The organism is Stenotrophomonas sp. YJH_SMC_21 (assembly GCF_059369555.1).
In genome coordinates, this window is sequence record NZ_JCAFSU010000005.1 from 36,088 (window position 1) to 49,168 (window position 13,081).

Consider the following 13,081-nt stretch of genomic DNA (forward strand, 5'->3'; position numbering starts at 1 on the left):
TCAGGGTTGGTACAGCACCTGGTCGTTCGGGCAGAAGAACGTGCGCCGCCGGGTGGTGCCCATGTAAAGCTTGCTGATCGGGCCGCCGCATGCCGGGCAGATCCTGCGCGTGTGTACCTGCCAGTGCTTCTTCAACTCGAAACGGCGCTTCCACTGCAGGAAATCAAAGCTGTAGGCGCGGGCCTGCGTGATCAGCGCGGTGAGCCTGCGCGGTGGCAGGTCGCCCAGCCGCGTGGCGGGGTGCACGCCTATACGGAACAGCACCTCGTTCTTGATGATGTTGCCCACGCCGGCAAAGACCGTCTGGTCCAGAAGCGCATCGCAAACCATGACGTCCGGCATTGCCTTCAGCTTGCGCCGGGCCAGCTTCGGATCCCATGCATCGTTCATCACGTCCACGCGCCAGTCGTAGACCTCGTCCAACGGCTCGTCGATCAGCCGCACGGAACACGCATAGAAGTTCAGATCGCCATTGTCGAACCGCAGGGATACACGCGCCGGGGTTGGCTTCCGTTCGTCGATGCGCCAGCTGCCGAACATCATCAGATGGACGCGCAGCGTGTGGCGGCTGAATTCCAGCAGGAAGTGCTTGCCCCAACTGCGGACCGCCTTGACCCTTCGGCCCTGCAGCGGCGACAGGTCGACCCGGCTGTTCCCGGAGACGGCGCGGACCACGTGCCCCTTGAAGTGGCTCGCTGCTTCGCGCAGCAGGACGATCGAAGGGCCTTCAGGCATGTTCCTTCTCCTGCAGCAGCGCCTGCAGGTGCAGGGCGTTGCCGGTGGCGTGACCCAGTGCGGTGTTGTCCAGTACGAACCAGGCGGGTCGTTTCGCGTCGGCCTCGGCCAGCAGCTGCCGCGCAAGGTGGGCAAGGGTGGGTTCGTCGTAGGCGCTGCGATAGATCTGTGGCTGGCCGTGCCAGCGCCAGTAGCTCCACGCGCGGTCACCGCCGGGCGTCGCTGCCGCCGGCACACGTGCCGGATCCGCGGCAACCCGTGCCACGCCATGCGCGCTCAGAAGCGCATCCACTTCCGGCGTGAACCAACTCGGGTGGCGCGGCTCGCACGCCACATCGGCCTGGGTACGCGCGCGCAGGCCCCGCAGGAATGCTATGGCCGTGGCCGTGTCGTACACCAGGCTCGGCGGCAACTGCAGCAGTAACGGCCCGAGCTTTTCACCCAGCTCCAGCACGCCTTCAAGGAACCGCTCGAGCGGTTGCATTGCGTCGCGCAGCCGACGCTCATGGCTGATCTCTCGCGGCAGTTTCACCGCGAACCGGAAGCCCTCCGGCACGCTCGCCGCCCATCGCGCATAGGTCCTGGCCTGGTGCGGTCGATAGAAGGATGAGTTGATCTCCACCATCGGCAGGCGTGTGGCGTAGCGCTGCAGCGCGGTGTCGCCCGCCCCGAACGCTTCCTGATCCGCGCGCGGCAGCGACCAGCCCGCACAGCCGACACGCAGTGGAGCGGATGCACGCGGGGCGGCCGCCGCCGTCATCGTACCAGCTGCCCGTACGGTTCCAGGGTGTCTCCCGCACCTGCATCCGTCTGCAACTGCGAGACCGACAGGAGACGATCCAGTGCGCTGGCGCCCGACTCCAGCGCCGACGCGCTGCGCACGAAGCCGGTCCAGTCAGAGATGGCGATCTTTCCCAGCGCGAGCTCATCCACCCGCACGCTGCGCATCCGCCAGTGCGGAAACTGCCGCCGCCCCACCCTGCCCCGGTTCAGCTCGACGATCCCACTGTGGCTGCCGGCCGCGAGAATGCGCGTGTACGCCGCATTGATCCCGGCCTCCGGGCCCTCCAGATACTGCAGGAAGCGCGAGCCGTCGAAAAGCAACGTGCCGGTGGCATCGACGGATTCGTTGAACTGCACCGCCTCGGCCACAAGCCGTTGCAGCCGCTCTTCGGTCAGGCTTGGGGACGCTTCACTCACATAGGCAATCGCACGAAAAGGCATGGCACCACCGGTTGTTGCAGACGGCTCTACCTTAGCGACGCGGGTCGTATGTGCAGTGAGGCCGGCGTAGAGGCTGCGTCGAGTTGAGGCGCGGGCCCGCCGCATCGCCTTGACACGTGATCGAGCGCGGCGGGCGCGCCTGCGGCGCACACGCGCGTGCACCACGTTTCGTGGAGACCGGATGAGGAATCGTGGGCTTCCGGATGACGCCACGTTGGCGGTCATGCCACCGCGGTCTAGCGCCGGATCTGGAAGATGGTCCCTGCCGCCACTCAGGCGGCTCAACCCAGGGAGACTTTCCATGGCCAACCAGAACCAGAACCAGGGCAACAGCAACCGCGGTTTCGCTTCGATGGACGAGGACAAGCAGCGCGAGATCGCCGCCAAGGGTGGACGTGCCGCGCACGAGTCAGGCAACGCCCATGAATTCAGCTCGGAAGAAGCACGCGAAGCCGGCCGCAAGGGCGGCGAAGCGGTGAGCCAGGATCGCCAGCACATGGCGGACATCGGCCGCGAAGGCGGCCAGAACAGCCGCGGGGGTGGAAACCAGGGCGGCGGGCAGCAACAGCAGGAGCGCGGTGGCGGCAACAACCGCGGTGGCCAGCAGCGCTGATCGCGCCTGAAGCCAGATGTACCGCTTCGTGGGCGGACGTGATGTCCGCCCACTTTCGTACGCCTTGACGCTGATCAAGGGCTTCGCCACTGGGGCGCCGCAGATGGGCGCCCCAGCTCTTTCACGGCTCGCGTGGTGGCAGGTCCAGTGCTCCCGCGCCCGGGCCGGCCCCCAGCTCGGCCCCGGTGGTCGGCCGCGCTTCCGGGTCGGAGAGTGTACGCAGGGCCATGGCCTGCACCGCCGCTTGTTCGCGCGCGTCCAGGCCCACCGTGCCGCCGCCGTCGCCACCATCCACAGCGGTCTGTGCCTCGCGGTCGCTGACCCGCTCCCATAGCTCGCCGCTGTTCCAGCTGCCCTGCAGGTCGTCGGCGCCGTCGCCCTGCGACATGTCCATGTACAGATCGGTGAACGCAGGGTCCCCCGGCAGCTTGCCCGGCGGGAAGTTGGGCTGGATGCTGTGCAGCGCCTTCTCGAATGATTTCATGTGCGCGATCTCGCGCGTCATCAGGAAACGCAGCGCATCCTTGATGCCGGGGTCGTCGGTGACGTTGATCAGGCGCTCATACACCAGCTTGGCGCGCGCTTCCGCAGCGATGTTCGAGCGCAGATCGGCGGTAGGTTCCCCGATCGAGTCGATGTAGGCCGCTGTCCACGGCACCCCGCTGGAATTGACCAGTGCCGGCCCGCCACCGTACAGGATCTGCTCGGTATGGCTGGTGCTGTTCTGCCCCAGCAGCCGCATATCCTCGGCCTCGGCAAGCCCTTCGGACTGAATGGCCTTCGGCCCGCGGTTAAGCATGGCGATGATGGTGCCGATGATCTCCAGATGGCTGATCTCTTCGGTGGCGATATCCATCAGCAGGTCCTTGCGGCCTGGATCGCATTCGCCGAGTCCCTGGGTGAAGTAGCGCATGGCGGCAGCAAGCTCGCCCTGCGGGCCGCCGAACTGTTCAAGCATGAGGCTGGCGAGCTGCGGGTTGGATTCGCGCACGCGCACGGTGTACATCAGCTTCTTGTGATGAAAGAACATGGGGTTTCTCCAATAGCTGGCTGTGCTGGCTTCAGGGTCAGCGCTTGGCTTGCGCGCCCGGCGTTTCGTCGCGATTGAGGAACGCACCGACCAGGCCGTCCTGGTGGTCTTCCAGCCAGCGCGCCATGGCGATCTCTTCCTGCAGGATCTGGCCACAGACCGCGGCGATGTCCGGCGCTGCGGCACGCTCGGCAGCAATCACCAGCGCCCGGTAGGTGGCGATCTCGGTGTTTTCGAAGCCGAACGAGAGCCCTACGCTCTTGACCACCTCGTCTTCCATCAGGCTTGTGCCGGCCGCGTGGAGAGCCGCAGTCATGCTGGCGAACAGTCCCTTGGCGGTCGGCACGCTTCCTCCAAGCGCTTCAATGCACTGGCGCAGCGAGGCTGCCTGCCCCTGCGTCTCCTGGACGTGCTGGGCGATCCGTGCAGCGAGGTGGGGATAGTTCTGGATCCGCGAAGCCATGGCCTTCATCATGGTCTCCGCCTCCTGCTCCATGGCGTAGGCGTCCTGCAGCCACTTCAACAGGCGCTCGCTTCGGGCGTTGTTCTGGTCTGCCATTTCGATCTCCGGTGCGGGGCGACATGCCTCCGGAGACCATGGTGGAGCGCCGGCAATCACCGCCCTGTCGGCCGGTGTGAGCCGTCGAAGGTGGGCGCTGCACGCAGTGGTGATGCGGCGATAACATCCGCAGCCCTGTGTTTCACCCAGGAGGTGCTCTCAGGTCGCCAGTGCGCTGGATACGCCCACGCCGGCTGTAGGTCGCTGGCGCCCGGCGTTCGAGGCGCACGCGCCGCCCGCCGCCATCACGGCCTGCATTACCCGATGTTGAGCACGATGCCCGCCACCATCCACGCCCACGACATAGACGAAGCGCCCATCGAACTTGGCCTGTGCGCCTTCCATGGCGTCGTCGGCCAGCAGTGCTCGCTTCAGCGACTTCATCCAGGCCCGTTCAGGCGCCCGGTCCAGCTCCACGACGATGGCGGCACCGCCGCAGTCGAGCGGCATGCACTCGACACGCAGTACGCCTGGAGCGACAGAATCGGTTCCGGACAGCGGCATGACAGAATCTCCGATGCGGGGGACGGCGGCAGTATCCACAGCGCGTGCCAAGACGCCGTCAACGAAATCCAGGGCACCTTCCACACCTCCTCCACCCGGTTGGCGGCGCGCTCGGGGGGAGGCTTCGCGCCGGGCTGACAATGCACACGCATGGCGTTGATGCAGCACAGCACAGACTGCAGTTCCCAAGGACAACACAGGCGTGCACGTATGCAATCCGGAATGAGCCAGCGCAGATGCAACCTGCTGCTGGTGGAAGACCAGCTCGACCTGGCTGCGCTGATGGAACAGGCGCTGGAGGACGCAGGCGACCAGGTGACGCATGCCTACAGCGTGTTCGATGCGCTGGGGCTGCTGGACAACCAGCGATTCGACGGCGCCGTGCTCGACGTCGAGCTTCGCGACGGCGTGGTCTTCCCGGTGGCTGATCGCCTGACGGAACTCGGTATTCCGTTCCTGTTCGTATCCGCGGTCTATGACCAGTTGGTGCCGCAGCGTCACCGTCGCGCCGCGTTCGTGGCCAAACCGTTCCACGTCGGCGAGTTGCAGGAGACGGTTCGGCGCGTCATGGGGGATGTCTGCGTGCAACCGCCGGCGCATTGATTGCCATGGGTGGTCACCCCAGGTGCGGGGCCACCACCAGGCTCAGCTGGCGCAGCGCGCCGCCACGGGAGAGCCCATCCCAGTTGCTGCGCGCCACGCTGCGGATCTCGGAGTCATCGACCCACAGCAGCCGCATTGACCAGTAGGGAAAGAATCGGCCGGAAACCCTGCCCCGGCCCAGCTCGATCAGCTCGCAATGGCTGCGGGCACTGAGGATGCGGCTGTACACCACGTTGATGCTGTCTTCCGGTCCCTCGATGTACTGGAGGAAACGGAGCCCGTCGTAAAGAAGCACACCCGTAACGCCGGCTTCGAAGTTGAAGCGGGCGGCGGCCCTGGCGAGGTCATCCACATGGTCCATGGAAAGCCCCGATGTCGCCTCACTTGCGTAGGCGACTGCACGGAGGGGCACGTTCGTTCCTTCTGACGCAGGAAATTTCCTGCTCGTCCATCATCGCTTCGCGGAGGTAGGCAGGGATGAGGGCCTTCGTGGCCTGCGCTGTCCCAACGCTCTCCTCAACCGCACGCTCCGATAACACGGGGCGCTTGCGTGACGGTGTGGCTGACCCTCAGGTGATCAGGGCCGATGCTTCCGCGCCGGAGCGCTCGCCACCCAGCGCCGCCAGATAAGCGGAGAATCCGCCTGTAGCACGCCCCTGCAGACGCGCACTTGTCATCACCACGGGAGCGCCGGCCCATCGCACCACCGCACCGCAGCGTTGCAGCGCTCTGACAAGCGCCACGTCTTCACTGCAGTGCAGGGGAGCAAAGCCGCCAACGGCCCGATAGGAACTGGCAGAGACGCCGAGGTTGGCACCGTGGATGCGCCCATGATGGTCGCCCCACTGCTGTCTTGCCTGGAATGCCCTGCGCAGGCGCCGTTCACCCTGGCAGGTCGTCGCTATGTCCACCAGTCCGCAGAAAGCGTCACAACTGGCCTGAACCTGTGCGGCCAGCCACTCGGGAGGCACCTCGCTGTCAGCGTCCGTGCTTGCCAGCCACCTGGCGCCCCGCCCCAGCAGTTCAGCAGCGGCTGCGGCCCGGGCGACACCGACGCAGCGTGCATCCAGCTGCACGCTGCCGACCTGGTGTTGGCGGCAGATGATGCCCGTTGCATCCGTACACGCATCCAGCGCGACCATCACCTCCACTGCTTCGCCGCCGAGGCCCGGGTGAAGGGCCGCCACCCGGATGGATTGCAGGCACCGCGCGATACTGTCCGCCTCGTTGTGGGCGGGTATCAGAACGCCTATCACCGCAGGCCCTCGTTCCGGGCCAATGACAAGGGGCCCCGTGTCCATCCCTGAAGCACGAAGTCCGCATCGCGGTAGTGGAAGGCTTCCTGCAGGCCTTCCCCCAGGCATCGATGCACCACCTCGGTCCGGCTCGCGCGTCCGGCGAACGAGGGCAACCAATGGCAGGCAACCAGCAGGCCGTCATCGCGAAGTGCTTCATCGATGCCGCCGCGCAGCTCGCGCAGTGCGCCTGCCCCCAGGTAGTAGCCCATTTCGCCGCAGACGATCAGGTCGAAGCGTCCTGGCGGCCATTGCTCGGGATGGCTGGCGCAATGAACCTGCACGTGCGGCAGATGGGCCAGGTTGCGGCGCGCCTGGAACGCCGCACGTGGGCTGATGTCGGTTGCCAGCAGGCGTTCGCAACGTGCGGCCAGCGCCTCGGTCAGTACGCCGTTGGAACACCCCAGTTCCCAGCCGCGAGCGAACTGGCGCTGGCTGAGGCTTGCCAGCAGCAGCGCACGCTTGCGCTCTTCATACCACCGGCTGCGGTAGCCGAACGGGTCCTCCTGCTCATGCAGGTCATCGAAGTACGGTTGCGCGCTCATGCAAGGAATACCTCGTAGTTTCGGAAGAATCGGGCGAGTACATGTGCGGGCAGCACCGGCGGGCTGTTCAGGCCCGCCACGTCGCCGGTCTGCGTACGGAAATGCGCGATTGCGTTTCGCTTTGCGGACGCCACTGCTGAAATGTCGACCAGCTTCGGAACCTCCCACGCCATATGTGCGCAGGCAGGGTCAAGCCAGTGCCAGCCCCACACCGGGTACTCCAGCCGGTGGCAACCAACCGCCCGCGCGGCGCGGCAGGCAGCGCGTCCTGCCGCTTCGTGATCGGGGTGACCATCAAACCGCCATGGCGCCAGGACCAGGTCGCGCGGTTGCAGATACTGCTGCAGCCAACCTTCCAGCCCCTGCTCATGCGCGCTGACCGCGCCGTCGGCGATACCCAGGTGGAAGATGGAGCGAACCGGAATGCCGAGTTCGCCCAATGCCGCGGCAAGCTCCGCTCGGCGCGCTGATCGCAGGCGTTCGGGCGTCCACCACGGCTCGCCCGGGTAGCATGCTTCGCCGTCGGTCACGGCAACGACACTGACGTCGATACCCTGCCCCGCAGCATGATGCAGCAGTCCGCCACAGCCGAGGATTTCGTCGTCCGGATGCGGCGCGACCACCACCATGCGGTCATGCCCGCTGCAGAGTGCGGTTGCCGATGTGGTCGGTTGCTGCCAGAGCCAATCGCAGTGCAGCCAGGCCTGCTCCTGGGTTCCTTCCCCTTGCAGGGGTGTCCTGGCTACAGCGCCCATGTTGCCTCCTGTGCTGCACGCTGCTCGCCCAGCCATTCCCAATCGCGGTCGGCGTGGCTCTGGCGAAGGAACACGGTCAGGTCCGCGCAGCGCCGGGCATGGGCGTCCTCCAGGCACATCGGGCCCGGGCCCAGCGCCCGACCCGCAAGGTCCAGCACACGCGTTGCCGCGCGCTCAACGACACAGCGCACGCGCACTACATCTTCGCGATGGGCCAGTTCGGGCGCGGCGTCGATGTGCGCCGCCAGTTCGCGAAGCAGCGCGGCTGCCGGGCCCAGGGCGAGGTCCACTTCACCCAGCAGCCGCGCGCGATTTCCCTCGGTGCAGGCCGGTCGCATGCGCTCGGCCAAAGCGGCCGCTGCACCAAACCAGACCGCCGCGATGCCTGCCCCGCCGTGCCAGAAGCCCGGGCGCTGCAGGTAGTCATCGCGCGTCCCCAGGATCACCATCGGTGCGCCGTCAAAGCGCACCGTGGTGGAAGGGATTGCGGCCATGCCCACGGCAGGCCATGGCTCGCCCGCAAGTGTGTGCCAGTGTTCCGCCGCTACCTGGCATAGCCACACGCCCTGCGGGTTGCGAACCGTTACCAGTGCCGCATCCACCCATGCGCTGCCGGAACACCAGGGTTTGTCACCGTACAACCCACCGCCGGCATCGATGCGAACGGTGTTGGCCGGACCCTCTGCAGCCCACACCGCCAGCAACGTGTCTTCAGCAGGGATGGGCGCCCTCAACTCGGCAGCAATCGCCTGGGCGTCATAGTGGGCCTCCAGTACCTTGGCCAGGCAAAGATCCTCTGCCCCCCAGGCTGCCAGCGCCTGCCAACGCTGCAGCGTCTGGCCGCCACCGGGCAAAGGCAATGCCGGTTGCTGCACCAGCACCTGGCGTGCGCGATTGAACAGCGAAGAGGATGACGTCACATCCTGCATGGGTGGCAGACCTGCAATGGAGATACGCCATGAACGTAGGCGGCAGGCGGTCACATGCCTGTCTTGATGGCGTGGCGGGCACATGAATGCCCGGCACCGTGATCCTCACGGACCCGTCTGCGGGCGTTGCTCTCTTGCACGCACGCACTGCCGCAGTTCCCAGAGCCATGGCAGCACCACCAGGCCCAGCGCCGGCAGCAGGGTGAGCCACCAGACGTCCGGTGCTGCAGGCTTCACTTCGAGCGACCACCGCGGGTGGACCTGCCAGCCCACCCAACCCAGCAGCACCCATGGCGCGGCATCCAGCACGCTGTGCACATGCTGTTCCGCCGGGCTGATGCGTCGACGGCCGTCCGCGCTGACGGTATCGAGATAGCCGGCGACCGCGTGTGCGATGACCAGGCCTGCCAGAAGCGCGACCAGCGACAACGTGTTCTCCAGCAGGAGCCAGGCAAGCACGCCGCTGCCGATCAGCAGCAGCTGCACCCCATGCAGCAGGCTTTCGCGCATCGCGGAAGTGTGCGGAAGATCGGTGCGCCGGTGAAAATGGAAATCCAGCGATCCGGCAGCCAGCCACAGGGCGTAGACACAGGCGATGACAATCGCGCTCATGGCGGCACGCTCAGGGTGTCAATACGATCTTGCGGCAGTCATCGTCCTTGGCATCAAACATTGCATAGCCTTGAGCTGCATCGGCCAGGCGCATCCGGTGCGAGATGATGTCACCCGGGTGCAGCTTTCCTTCCATGATTGCGTCGAGCAGTTCCGGCATCAGTCCCTGCACGTGGGTCTGCCCCATCTTGAACGTCAGCCCCTTGTCGAACGCATCACCCAGCAGAAAACCATGGATGAAGCCAGCGTAGACACCCGGGATGCTGACCACGCCGCCGCGGCGTGCTGCCGCGATGCACTGCCGGATCGCCACGCCGCTGCTGCCCTCCAGCTTCACGGCAGTCAATGCTGACTCCAGCGCACTGCCCTCGGCCTCGAAGCCCACCGCCTCGATGCAGGCGTCCACGCCCCGCCCACTGGTCTGGGCAAGGATGTAGTCCGCCGGGTCTTCGATCTCCTTGAAGTCGATGGGCGTCACACCGTAGGTACGGCGCGCGTAATCCAGACGGTAACGAAGATGGTCGACCATGAAGATGGTCTCTGCGCCCAGCAGGCGGCAGCAGGCCGCGCTCATCAGCCCCACCGGGCCCGCACCGAAGATGGCCACCGTCGAGCCCGCCTTCACCCCTGCGTTCAGCGCAGCCTGGTAGCCGGTGGGGAGAATGTCGGACAGGAACAGCACCTGCTCATCCGCAATGCCTTCCGGAATGCGCAGCGGGCCTACATTCGCCTTCGGTACGCGCACGAATTCGGCCTGGCCCCCGGCCACGCCGCCATACAGATGGCTGTAGCCGAACAATGCGGCCGGAGGCAGCATGCCCTTCTGATTCAGTGCGGCGCCCTTGCCGGTATTGGTGGTTTCGCAAGCGGCATACTCGGCCAGGCGGCAATGGAAGCACTCTCCACAGGCGATCACGAAAGGGATCACCACACGATCGCCCGGCTGCACCTGGGTCACGCCGCTGCCGACCTCTTCCACCACGCCCATGAACTCGTGGCCGAGCACATCGCCATCGTGCAGATCCGGAATCTTGCCGCGATACAGGTGCAGGTCCGATCCACAGATGGCGGTGGCGGTTACCCTCAGGATCAGATCATCCTCGGCCGCCAGTACCGGGTCCGGTACGGTCTCGACTCGCACATCCTTGCGGCCGTGATAGGTCAATGCCTGCATCGTGCTTCTCCAGGAGCTCGGGACGCCAGCATCGCAAGGCCGCCATCCCGCTTCGGTGACATCCCGGTGTGCACGGCGTTCATTCTACGGGGTCATGGTGTTAACCCGGCCCGGTGCAGTCTTCGGTCTTTAGCCGCAGGAGCTGCCCATGAACGACAAGCTGCCCTTCAATCCGACGACAGACGTGGACGATCAGTCGAAGGCGCACACGCCGGACAAGCGGCGCAACGATCGAGCCAAGTGGAAGGAGCACGACATGCCCGACGACGGCGATGGCCCCAAGGCCGTACCGGAAGACTACGAACGTCCTGATCCTGACCCGACCGGAAAGCGTTGAGTCCGCCTCACATTCTGGATGCGCCGGATTCACGGGTCATGGCCTGCTACCCGCGCAAGCTTCGCGCACGGCCTCTGGAACAGACTGAACGAGGTGTTGCATGTGGAAACGCAACGGTCTCTCGCTGGTGCTGCTTGTGCTCACGCTTGTGTTCATCGTTGGGCAGGCGGTTGCCGGGCATCACGTGCACAACCAGGAACTGGTCGAGCACGGACGCGCGCCGATCGATCTCTGGCACTACCTCGCGACGGGGCACTTCGTCAGCGCCACGTTCGAGAACTGGGAGAGCGAGTTCCTGCAGATGGGGATGTATGTGCTCCTGACGGTCAGCCTGCGCCAGCGCGGCTCGGCCGAATCGCGGCCGCTGGACCCTGCGCAGGAACAGAATCGCGTCGAGCCGGGGCCCACGCCGTGGCCGGTAAGGCGCGGTGGTCCATGGAAGACGCTCTACGGTCATTCGCTTGCGATCGCGTTCGGGCTGTTGTTCCTGTTCAGCTTTACGTTGCATGCGGTGGGAAGCTGGCGTGCCGAGGAGGCCGAACAGCAGTTGAAGGGATTGCCGCCGCCAGGCTTTGTGGAGCACCTCGCCAGCAGCACATTCTGGTTCGAATCCATGCAGAACTGGCAGAGCGAATTCCTGGCCGTGCTGTCCCTGGTGGTGCTGACGATTTTCCTGCGCCAGAAGGACTCCCCGCAATCCAAGCCGGTTGAGGCCCCACACGCACAGACAGGTGATTGAGCCATGCGAGCTGATCCATCGACGGCCCTGCTGATCATCGACATGTTCAGCCGATTCGACTTCCCTGGCGCTGGAAAGCTGGCGCCGGCGGCAGAGCGGGCGGCCCGGCAGGTCCGGCGCCTGAGGGATCACTTCGACGAACGCGGTTGGCCGGTCATCTACGCCAACGACAATTTCTCGGAATGGAAGCGCGATTTCCGCCAGCAGGTGGAACAGTGCCGGCGCGACGGTGGCCCGGCGGGGCGAATCGCCAGCCTTCTCTCGCCTCTGCCTGGTCACTACTTCGTGCTCAAGCCCAAGCACTCGGCCTTTCTGGCCAGCCCTTTGCCGATTCTGCTGGCCAAACTGGGAGTGCGCCGCCTTTGGCTGTGTGGCATGACGGCCGATTCGTGTGTCCTGGCTACAGCGTTGGACGCCAACGCCAGGGAATTCCACGTGGTGTTGGCGTCGGAGGCCGTGGCGGGGATGCCAGCGCAGAAGCGGCGGGCACTGGCACTGCTTGCTGGTTCGGGCGCAGCGCGGGTCGCGCGGGTTTCTTCGCTTGTCTCTGGGCAGGAGCGGGATGGCGTTGACGGCGACTCAGGCCCGGTCGGCTAAACCCTGTACACCTGAATGACCGGCGCAGTGTGCGCAGCAGAAGATCTGGCCATTTCCTTCAACACCATGCCCGATAACAGCGCAATCGCAGTGTGCGCAGCGCGGTGCAAATGCGTGGATCGCGCATTCGAATGAATCGAACGTGCCGCTGCGCCCGCCCTGCTGGAGGGTGAAGCTCTTGTCGTAGTTGTTGCCGCAGACATCACAGGTGGCCATGGGGCACCTCGTGCTGTGGAAGGAACATGCAGTGTGGACAGCGCGGGTGTCGGTGGCCGTGAATGCACCGTGTCGCGAGGGTGTAGGACGTTCGCATCGTCACGCGTCGGGCGCGGCCCGTCCTATTCGTCTTTGCCGGGCTCGGCACTGCCCCCCCGTGACGCGCCACCACCACAGGGGAATGCGGTCCGCAGCGCTTCGGCAACCAGTGAAGACGCATCCTGCTGCAATCGCTCGCCGGGCAACTGCCGGAGATGGGAAGACACACGGTCGACCAGCTCATGCGGAAGAATCCTGCCTTGGCCACACCACTGGCCGTGGCTGGCATCGGCAACGCCCTGGATGTAGGCGCTGGCGCGAGCGCTGGACAGGTTCCGGCACTGCTCGCCGTCGCAGAAGCCATCAGCGCCTTTGCCCTGCAGCAGGGTGATGAGTTCGGCTCCACTGACAAGCCAGGTGCGTGCCGGTTGCGTTGTTCCGGCGAGGGCGGATCCTGCCAGGGCGCAGAGGCCAAGTGCGAGGAGCCGACGCGTGAGGCGGCGCGCCTCGGGTTCGTGATGTCCATTCATGTCGGGGTCCTTGGCGCGTTCCTGTGGGATGCACACAGCGTGGGT

Annotated in this window: 20 protein-coding genes; 5 read left to right on the top strand and 15 right to left on the bottom strand. The window is 65.8% G+C overall.

Annotation, left to right across the window (positions count from 1 at the left end; genetic code table 11):
* From AC5P67_RS09175 to AC5P67_RS09185, 3 genes are read right to left on the bottom strand one after another with little or no spacing between them, the layout of a single operon-like run.
* On the bottom strand, positions 1-735 hold the full coding sequence (locus tag AC5P67_RS09175; RefSeq protein WP_150359843.1) for a DNA-formamidopyrimidine glycosylase family protein: 735 nt from the start codon (positions 733-735) through the stop codon (positions 1-3).
* Positions 728-1,495 carry a DUF72 domain-containing protein gene (locus AC5P67_RS09180; RefSeq protein ID WP_495214596.1) on the bottom strand — a complete coding sequence of 256 codons (768 nt, stop codon included), beginning with the start codon at positions 1,493-1,495 and terminating at the stop codon, positions 728-730. Before AC5P67_RS09180 ends, AC5P67_RS09175 begins: the two co-directional genes overlap by 8 nt.
* On the bottom strand, positions 1,492-1,959 hold the full coding sequence (locus tag AC5P67_RS09185) for a BLUF domain-containing protein (protein WP_495214598.1): 468 nt from the start codon (positions 1,957-1,959) through the stop codon (positions 1,492-1,494). The genes AC5P67_RS09180 and AC5P67_RS09185 overlap by 4 nt, the downstream gene beginning before the upstream one ends.
* Positions 1,960-2,260: 301 nt before the next feature.
* Between AC5P67_RS09185 and AC5P67_RS09190 the strand changes: the two genes are divergently transcribed.
* Complete coding sequence (locus AC5P67_RS09190; protein WP_261728472.1) at positions 2,261-2,572, top strand: KGG domain-containing protein; 312 nt, start codon at positions 2,261-2,263, stop codon at positions 2,570-2,572.
* Positions 2,573-2,693: 121 nt separating this feature from the next.
* Here the strand turns inward: AC5P67_RS09190 and AC5P67_RS09195 are convergent, their stop codons facing one another.
* From AC5P67_RS09195 to AC5P67_RS09205, 3 genes are all read right to left on the bottom strand, one after another.
* The gene (locus AC5P67_RS09195; protein WP_088436490.1) at positions 2,694-3,602 is read right to left on the bottom strand and encodes a manganese catalase family protein; all 909 of its coding nucleotides are present in this window, start codon (positions 3,600-3,602) and stop codon (positions 2,694-2,696) included.
* Positions 3,603-3,639: 37 nt separating this feature from the next.
* The gene (locus AC5P67_RS09200; protein WP_005409697.1) at positions 3,640-4,161 is read right to left on the bottom strand and encodes a ferritin-like domain-containing protein; all 522 of its coding nucleotides are present in this window, start codon (positions 4,159-4,161) and stop codon (positions 3,640-3,642) included.
* A 159-nt stretch (positions 4,162-4,320) separates the two neighbouring features.
* The gene (locus tag AC5P67_RS09205) at positions 4,321-4,665 is read right to left on the bottom strand and encodes a hypothetical protein (protein WP_495214600.1); all 345 of its coding nucleotides are present in this window, start codon (positions 4,663-4,665) and stop codon (positions 4,321-4,323) included.
* 210 nt (positions 4,666-4,875) lie between these two features.
* Between AC5P67_RS09205 and AC5P67_RS09210 the strand changes: the two genes are divergently transcribed.
* Complete coding sequence (locus tag AC5P67_RS09210) at positions 4,876-5,268, top strand: response regulator (RefSeq protein WP_005409699.1); 393 nt, start codon at positions 4,876-4,878, stop codon at positions 5,266-5,268.
* Positions 5,269-5,281: 13 nt separating this feature from the next.
* Here AC5P67_RS09210 and AC5P67_RS09215 read toward each other — a convergent pair whose 3' ends face one another.
* The 7 genes from AC5P67_RS09215 to AC5P67_RS09245 all read right to left on the bottom strand — a co-directional run bounded on the left by AC5P67_RS09215 (position 5,282) and on the right by AC5P67_RS09245 (position 10,578).
* Positions 5,282-5,680, bottom strand: a complete 399-nt coding sequence (locus tag AC5P67_RS09215) for a BLUF domain-containing protein (protein ID WP_080334751.1) — start codon at positions 5,678-5,680, stop codon at positions 5,282-5,284.
* Positions 5,681-5,837: 157 nt separating this feature from the next.
* The gene (locus tag AC5P67_RS09220; RefSeq protein ID WP_111173779.1) at positions 5,838-6,524 is read right to left on the bottom strand and encodes a glycosyltransferase family 2 protein; all 687 of its coding nucleotides are present in this window, start codon (positions 6,522-6,524) and stop codon (positions 5,838-5,840) included.
* On the bottom strand, positions 6,521-7,108 hold the full coding sequence (locus AC5P67_RS09225) for a class I SAM-dependent DNA methyltransferase (protein WP_005413477.1): 588 nt from the start codon (positions 7,106-7,108) through the stop codon (positions 6,521-6,523). Before AC5P67_RS09225 ends, AC5P67_RS09220 begins: the two co-directional genes overlap by 4 nt.
* Positions 7,105-7,863: a PIG-L deacetylase family protein gene (locus AC5P67_RS09230; protein ID WP_032966809.1), complete on the bottom strand. Its 759-nt coding sequence runs from the start codon at positions 7,861-7,863 to the stop codon at positions 7,105-7,107. The genes AC5P67_RS09225 and AC5P67_RS09230 overlap by 4 nt, the downstream gene beginning before the upstream one ends.
* On the bottom strand, positions 7,851-8,792 hold the full coding sequence (locus tag AC5P67_RS09235; protein ID WP_005413479.1) for a hypothetical protein: 942 nt from the start codon (positions 8,790-8,792) through the stop codon (positions 7,851-7,853). The genes AC5P67_RS09230 and AC5P67_RS09235 overlap by 13 nt, the downstream gene beginning before the upstream one ends.
* 105 nt (positions 8,793-8,897) lie before the next feature.
* Positions 8,898-9,404 carry a hypothetical protein gene (locus AC5P67_RS09240; protein WP_024956832.1) on the bottom strand — a complete coding sequence of 169 codons (507 nt, stop codon included), beginning with the start codon at positions 9,402-9,404 and terminating at the stop codon, positions 8,898-8,900.
* A 10-nt stretch (positions 9,405-9,414) separates the two neighbouring features.
* Positions 9,415-10,578, bottom strand: a complete 1,164-nt coding sequence (locus tag AC5P67_RS09245) for a zinc-dependent alcohol dehydrogenase (protein WP_005409706.1) — start codon at positions 10,576-10,578, stop codon at positions 9,415-9,417.
* Positions 10,579-10,726: 148 nt separating this feature from the next.
* Here AC5P67_RS09245 and AC5P67_RS09250 point away from each other — a divergent pair, with 148 nt between their 5' ends.
* From AC5P67_RS09250 to AC5P67_RS09260, 3 genes are all read left to right on the top strand, one after another.
* On the top strand, positions 10,727-10,915 hold the full coding sequence (locus AC5P67_RS09250) for a hypothetical protein (RefSeq protein WP_005409707.1): 189 nt from the start codon (positions 10,727-10,729) through the stop codon (positions 10,913-10,915).
* Positions 10,916-11,015: 100 nt separating this feature from the next.
* The gene (locus AC5P67_RS09255) at positions 11,016-11,654 is read left to right on the top strand and encodes a DUF6766 family protein (protein ID WP_005413480.1); all 639 of its coding nucleotides are present in this window, start codon (positions 11,016-11,018) and stop codon (positions 11,652-11,654) included.
* Positions 11,655-11,657: 3 nt separating this feature from the next.
* Positions 11,658-12,251: a cysteine hydrolase family protein gene (locus AC5P67_RS09260; RefSeq protein WP_495214602.1), complete on the top strand. Its 594-nt coding sequence runs from the start codon at positions 11,658-11,660 to the stop codon at positions 12,249-12,251.
* On the opposite strand, the gene AC5P67_RS09265 is transcribed toward AC5P67_RS09260, so the two are convergent.
* Both AC5P67_RS09265 and AC5P67_RS09270 read right to left on the bottom strand, forming a co-directional pair.
* Positions 12,234-12,467, bottom strand: coding sequence for a metallothionein (locus AC5P67_RS09265; protein ID WP_005409710.1), 234 nt, complete (start codon positions 12,465-12,467; stop codon positions 12,234-12,236). The genes AC5P67_RS09260 and AC5P67_RS09265 overlap by 18 nt on opposite strands.
* Positions 12,468-12,589: 122 nt before the next feature.
* The gene (locus AC5P67_RS09270; RefSeq protein ID WP_099605808.1) at positions 12,590-13,036 is read right to left on the bottom strand and encodes a Rap1a/Tai family immunity protein; all 447 of its coding nucleotides are present in this window, start codon (positions 13,034-13,036) and stop codon (positions 12,590-12,592) included.
* Between the last annotated feature and the right edge of the window lie 45 nt (positions 13,037-13,081).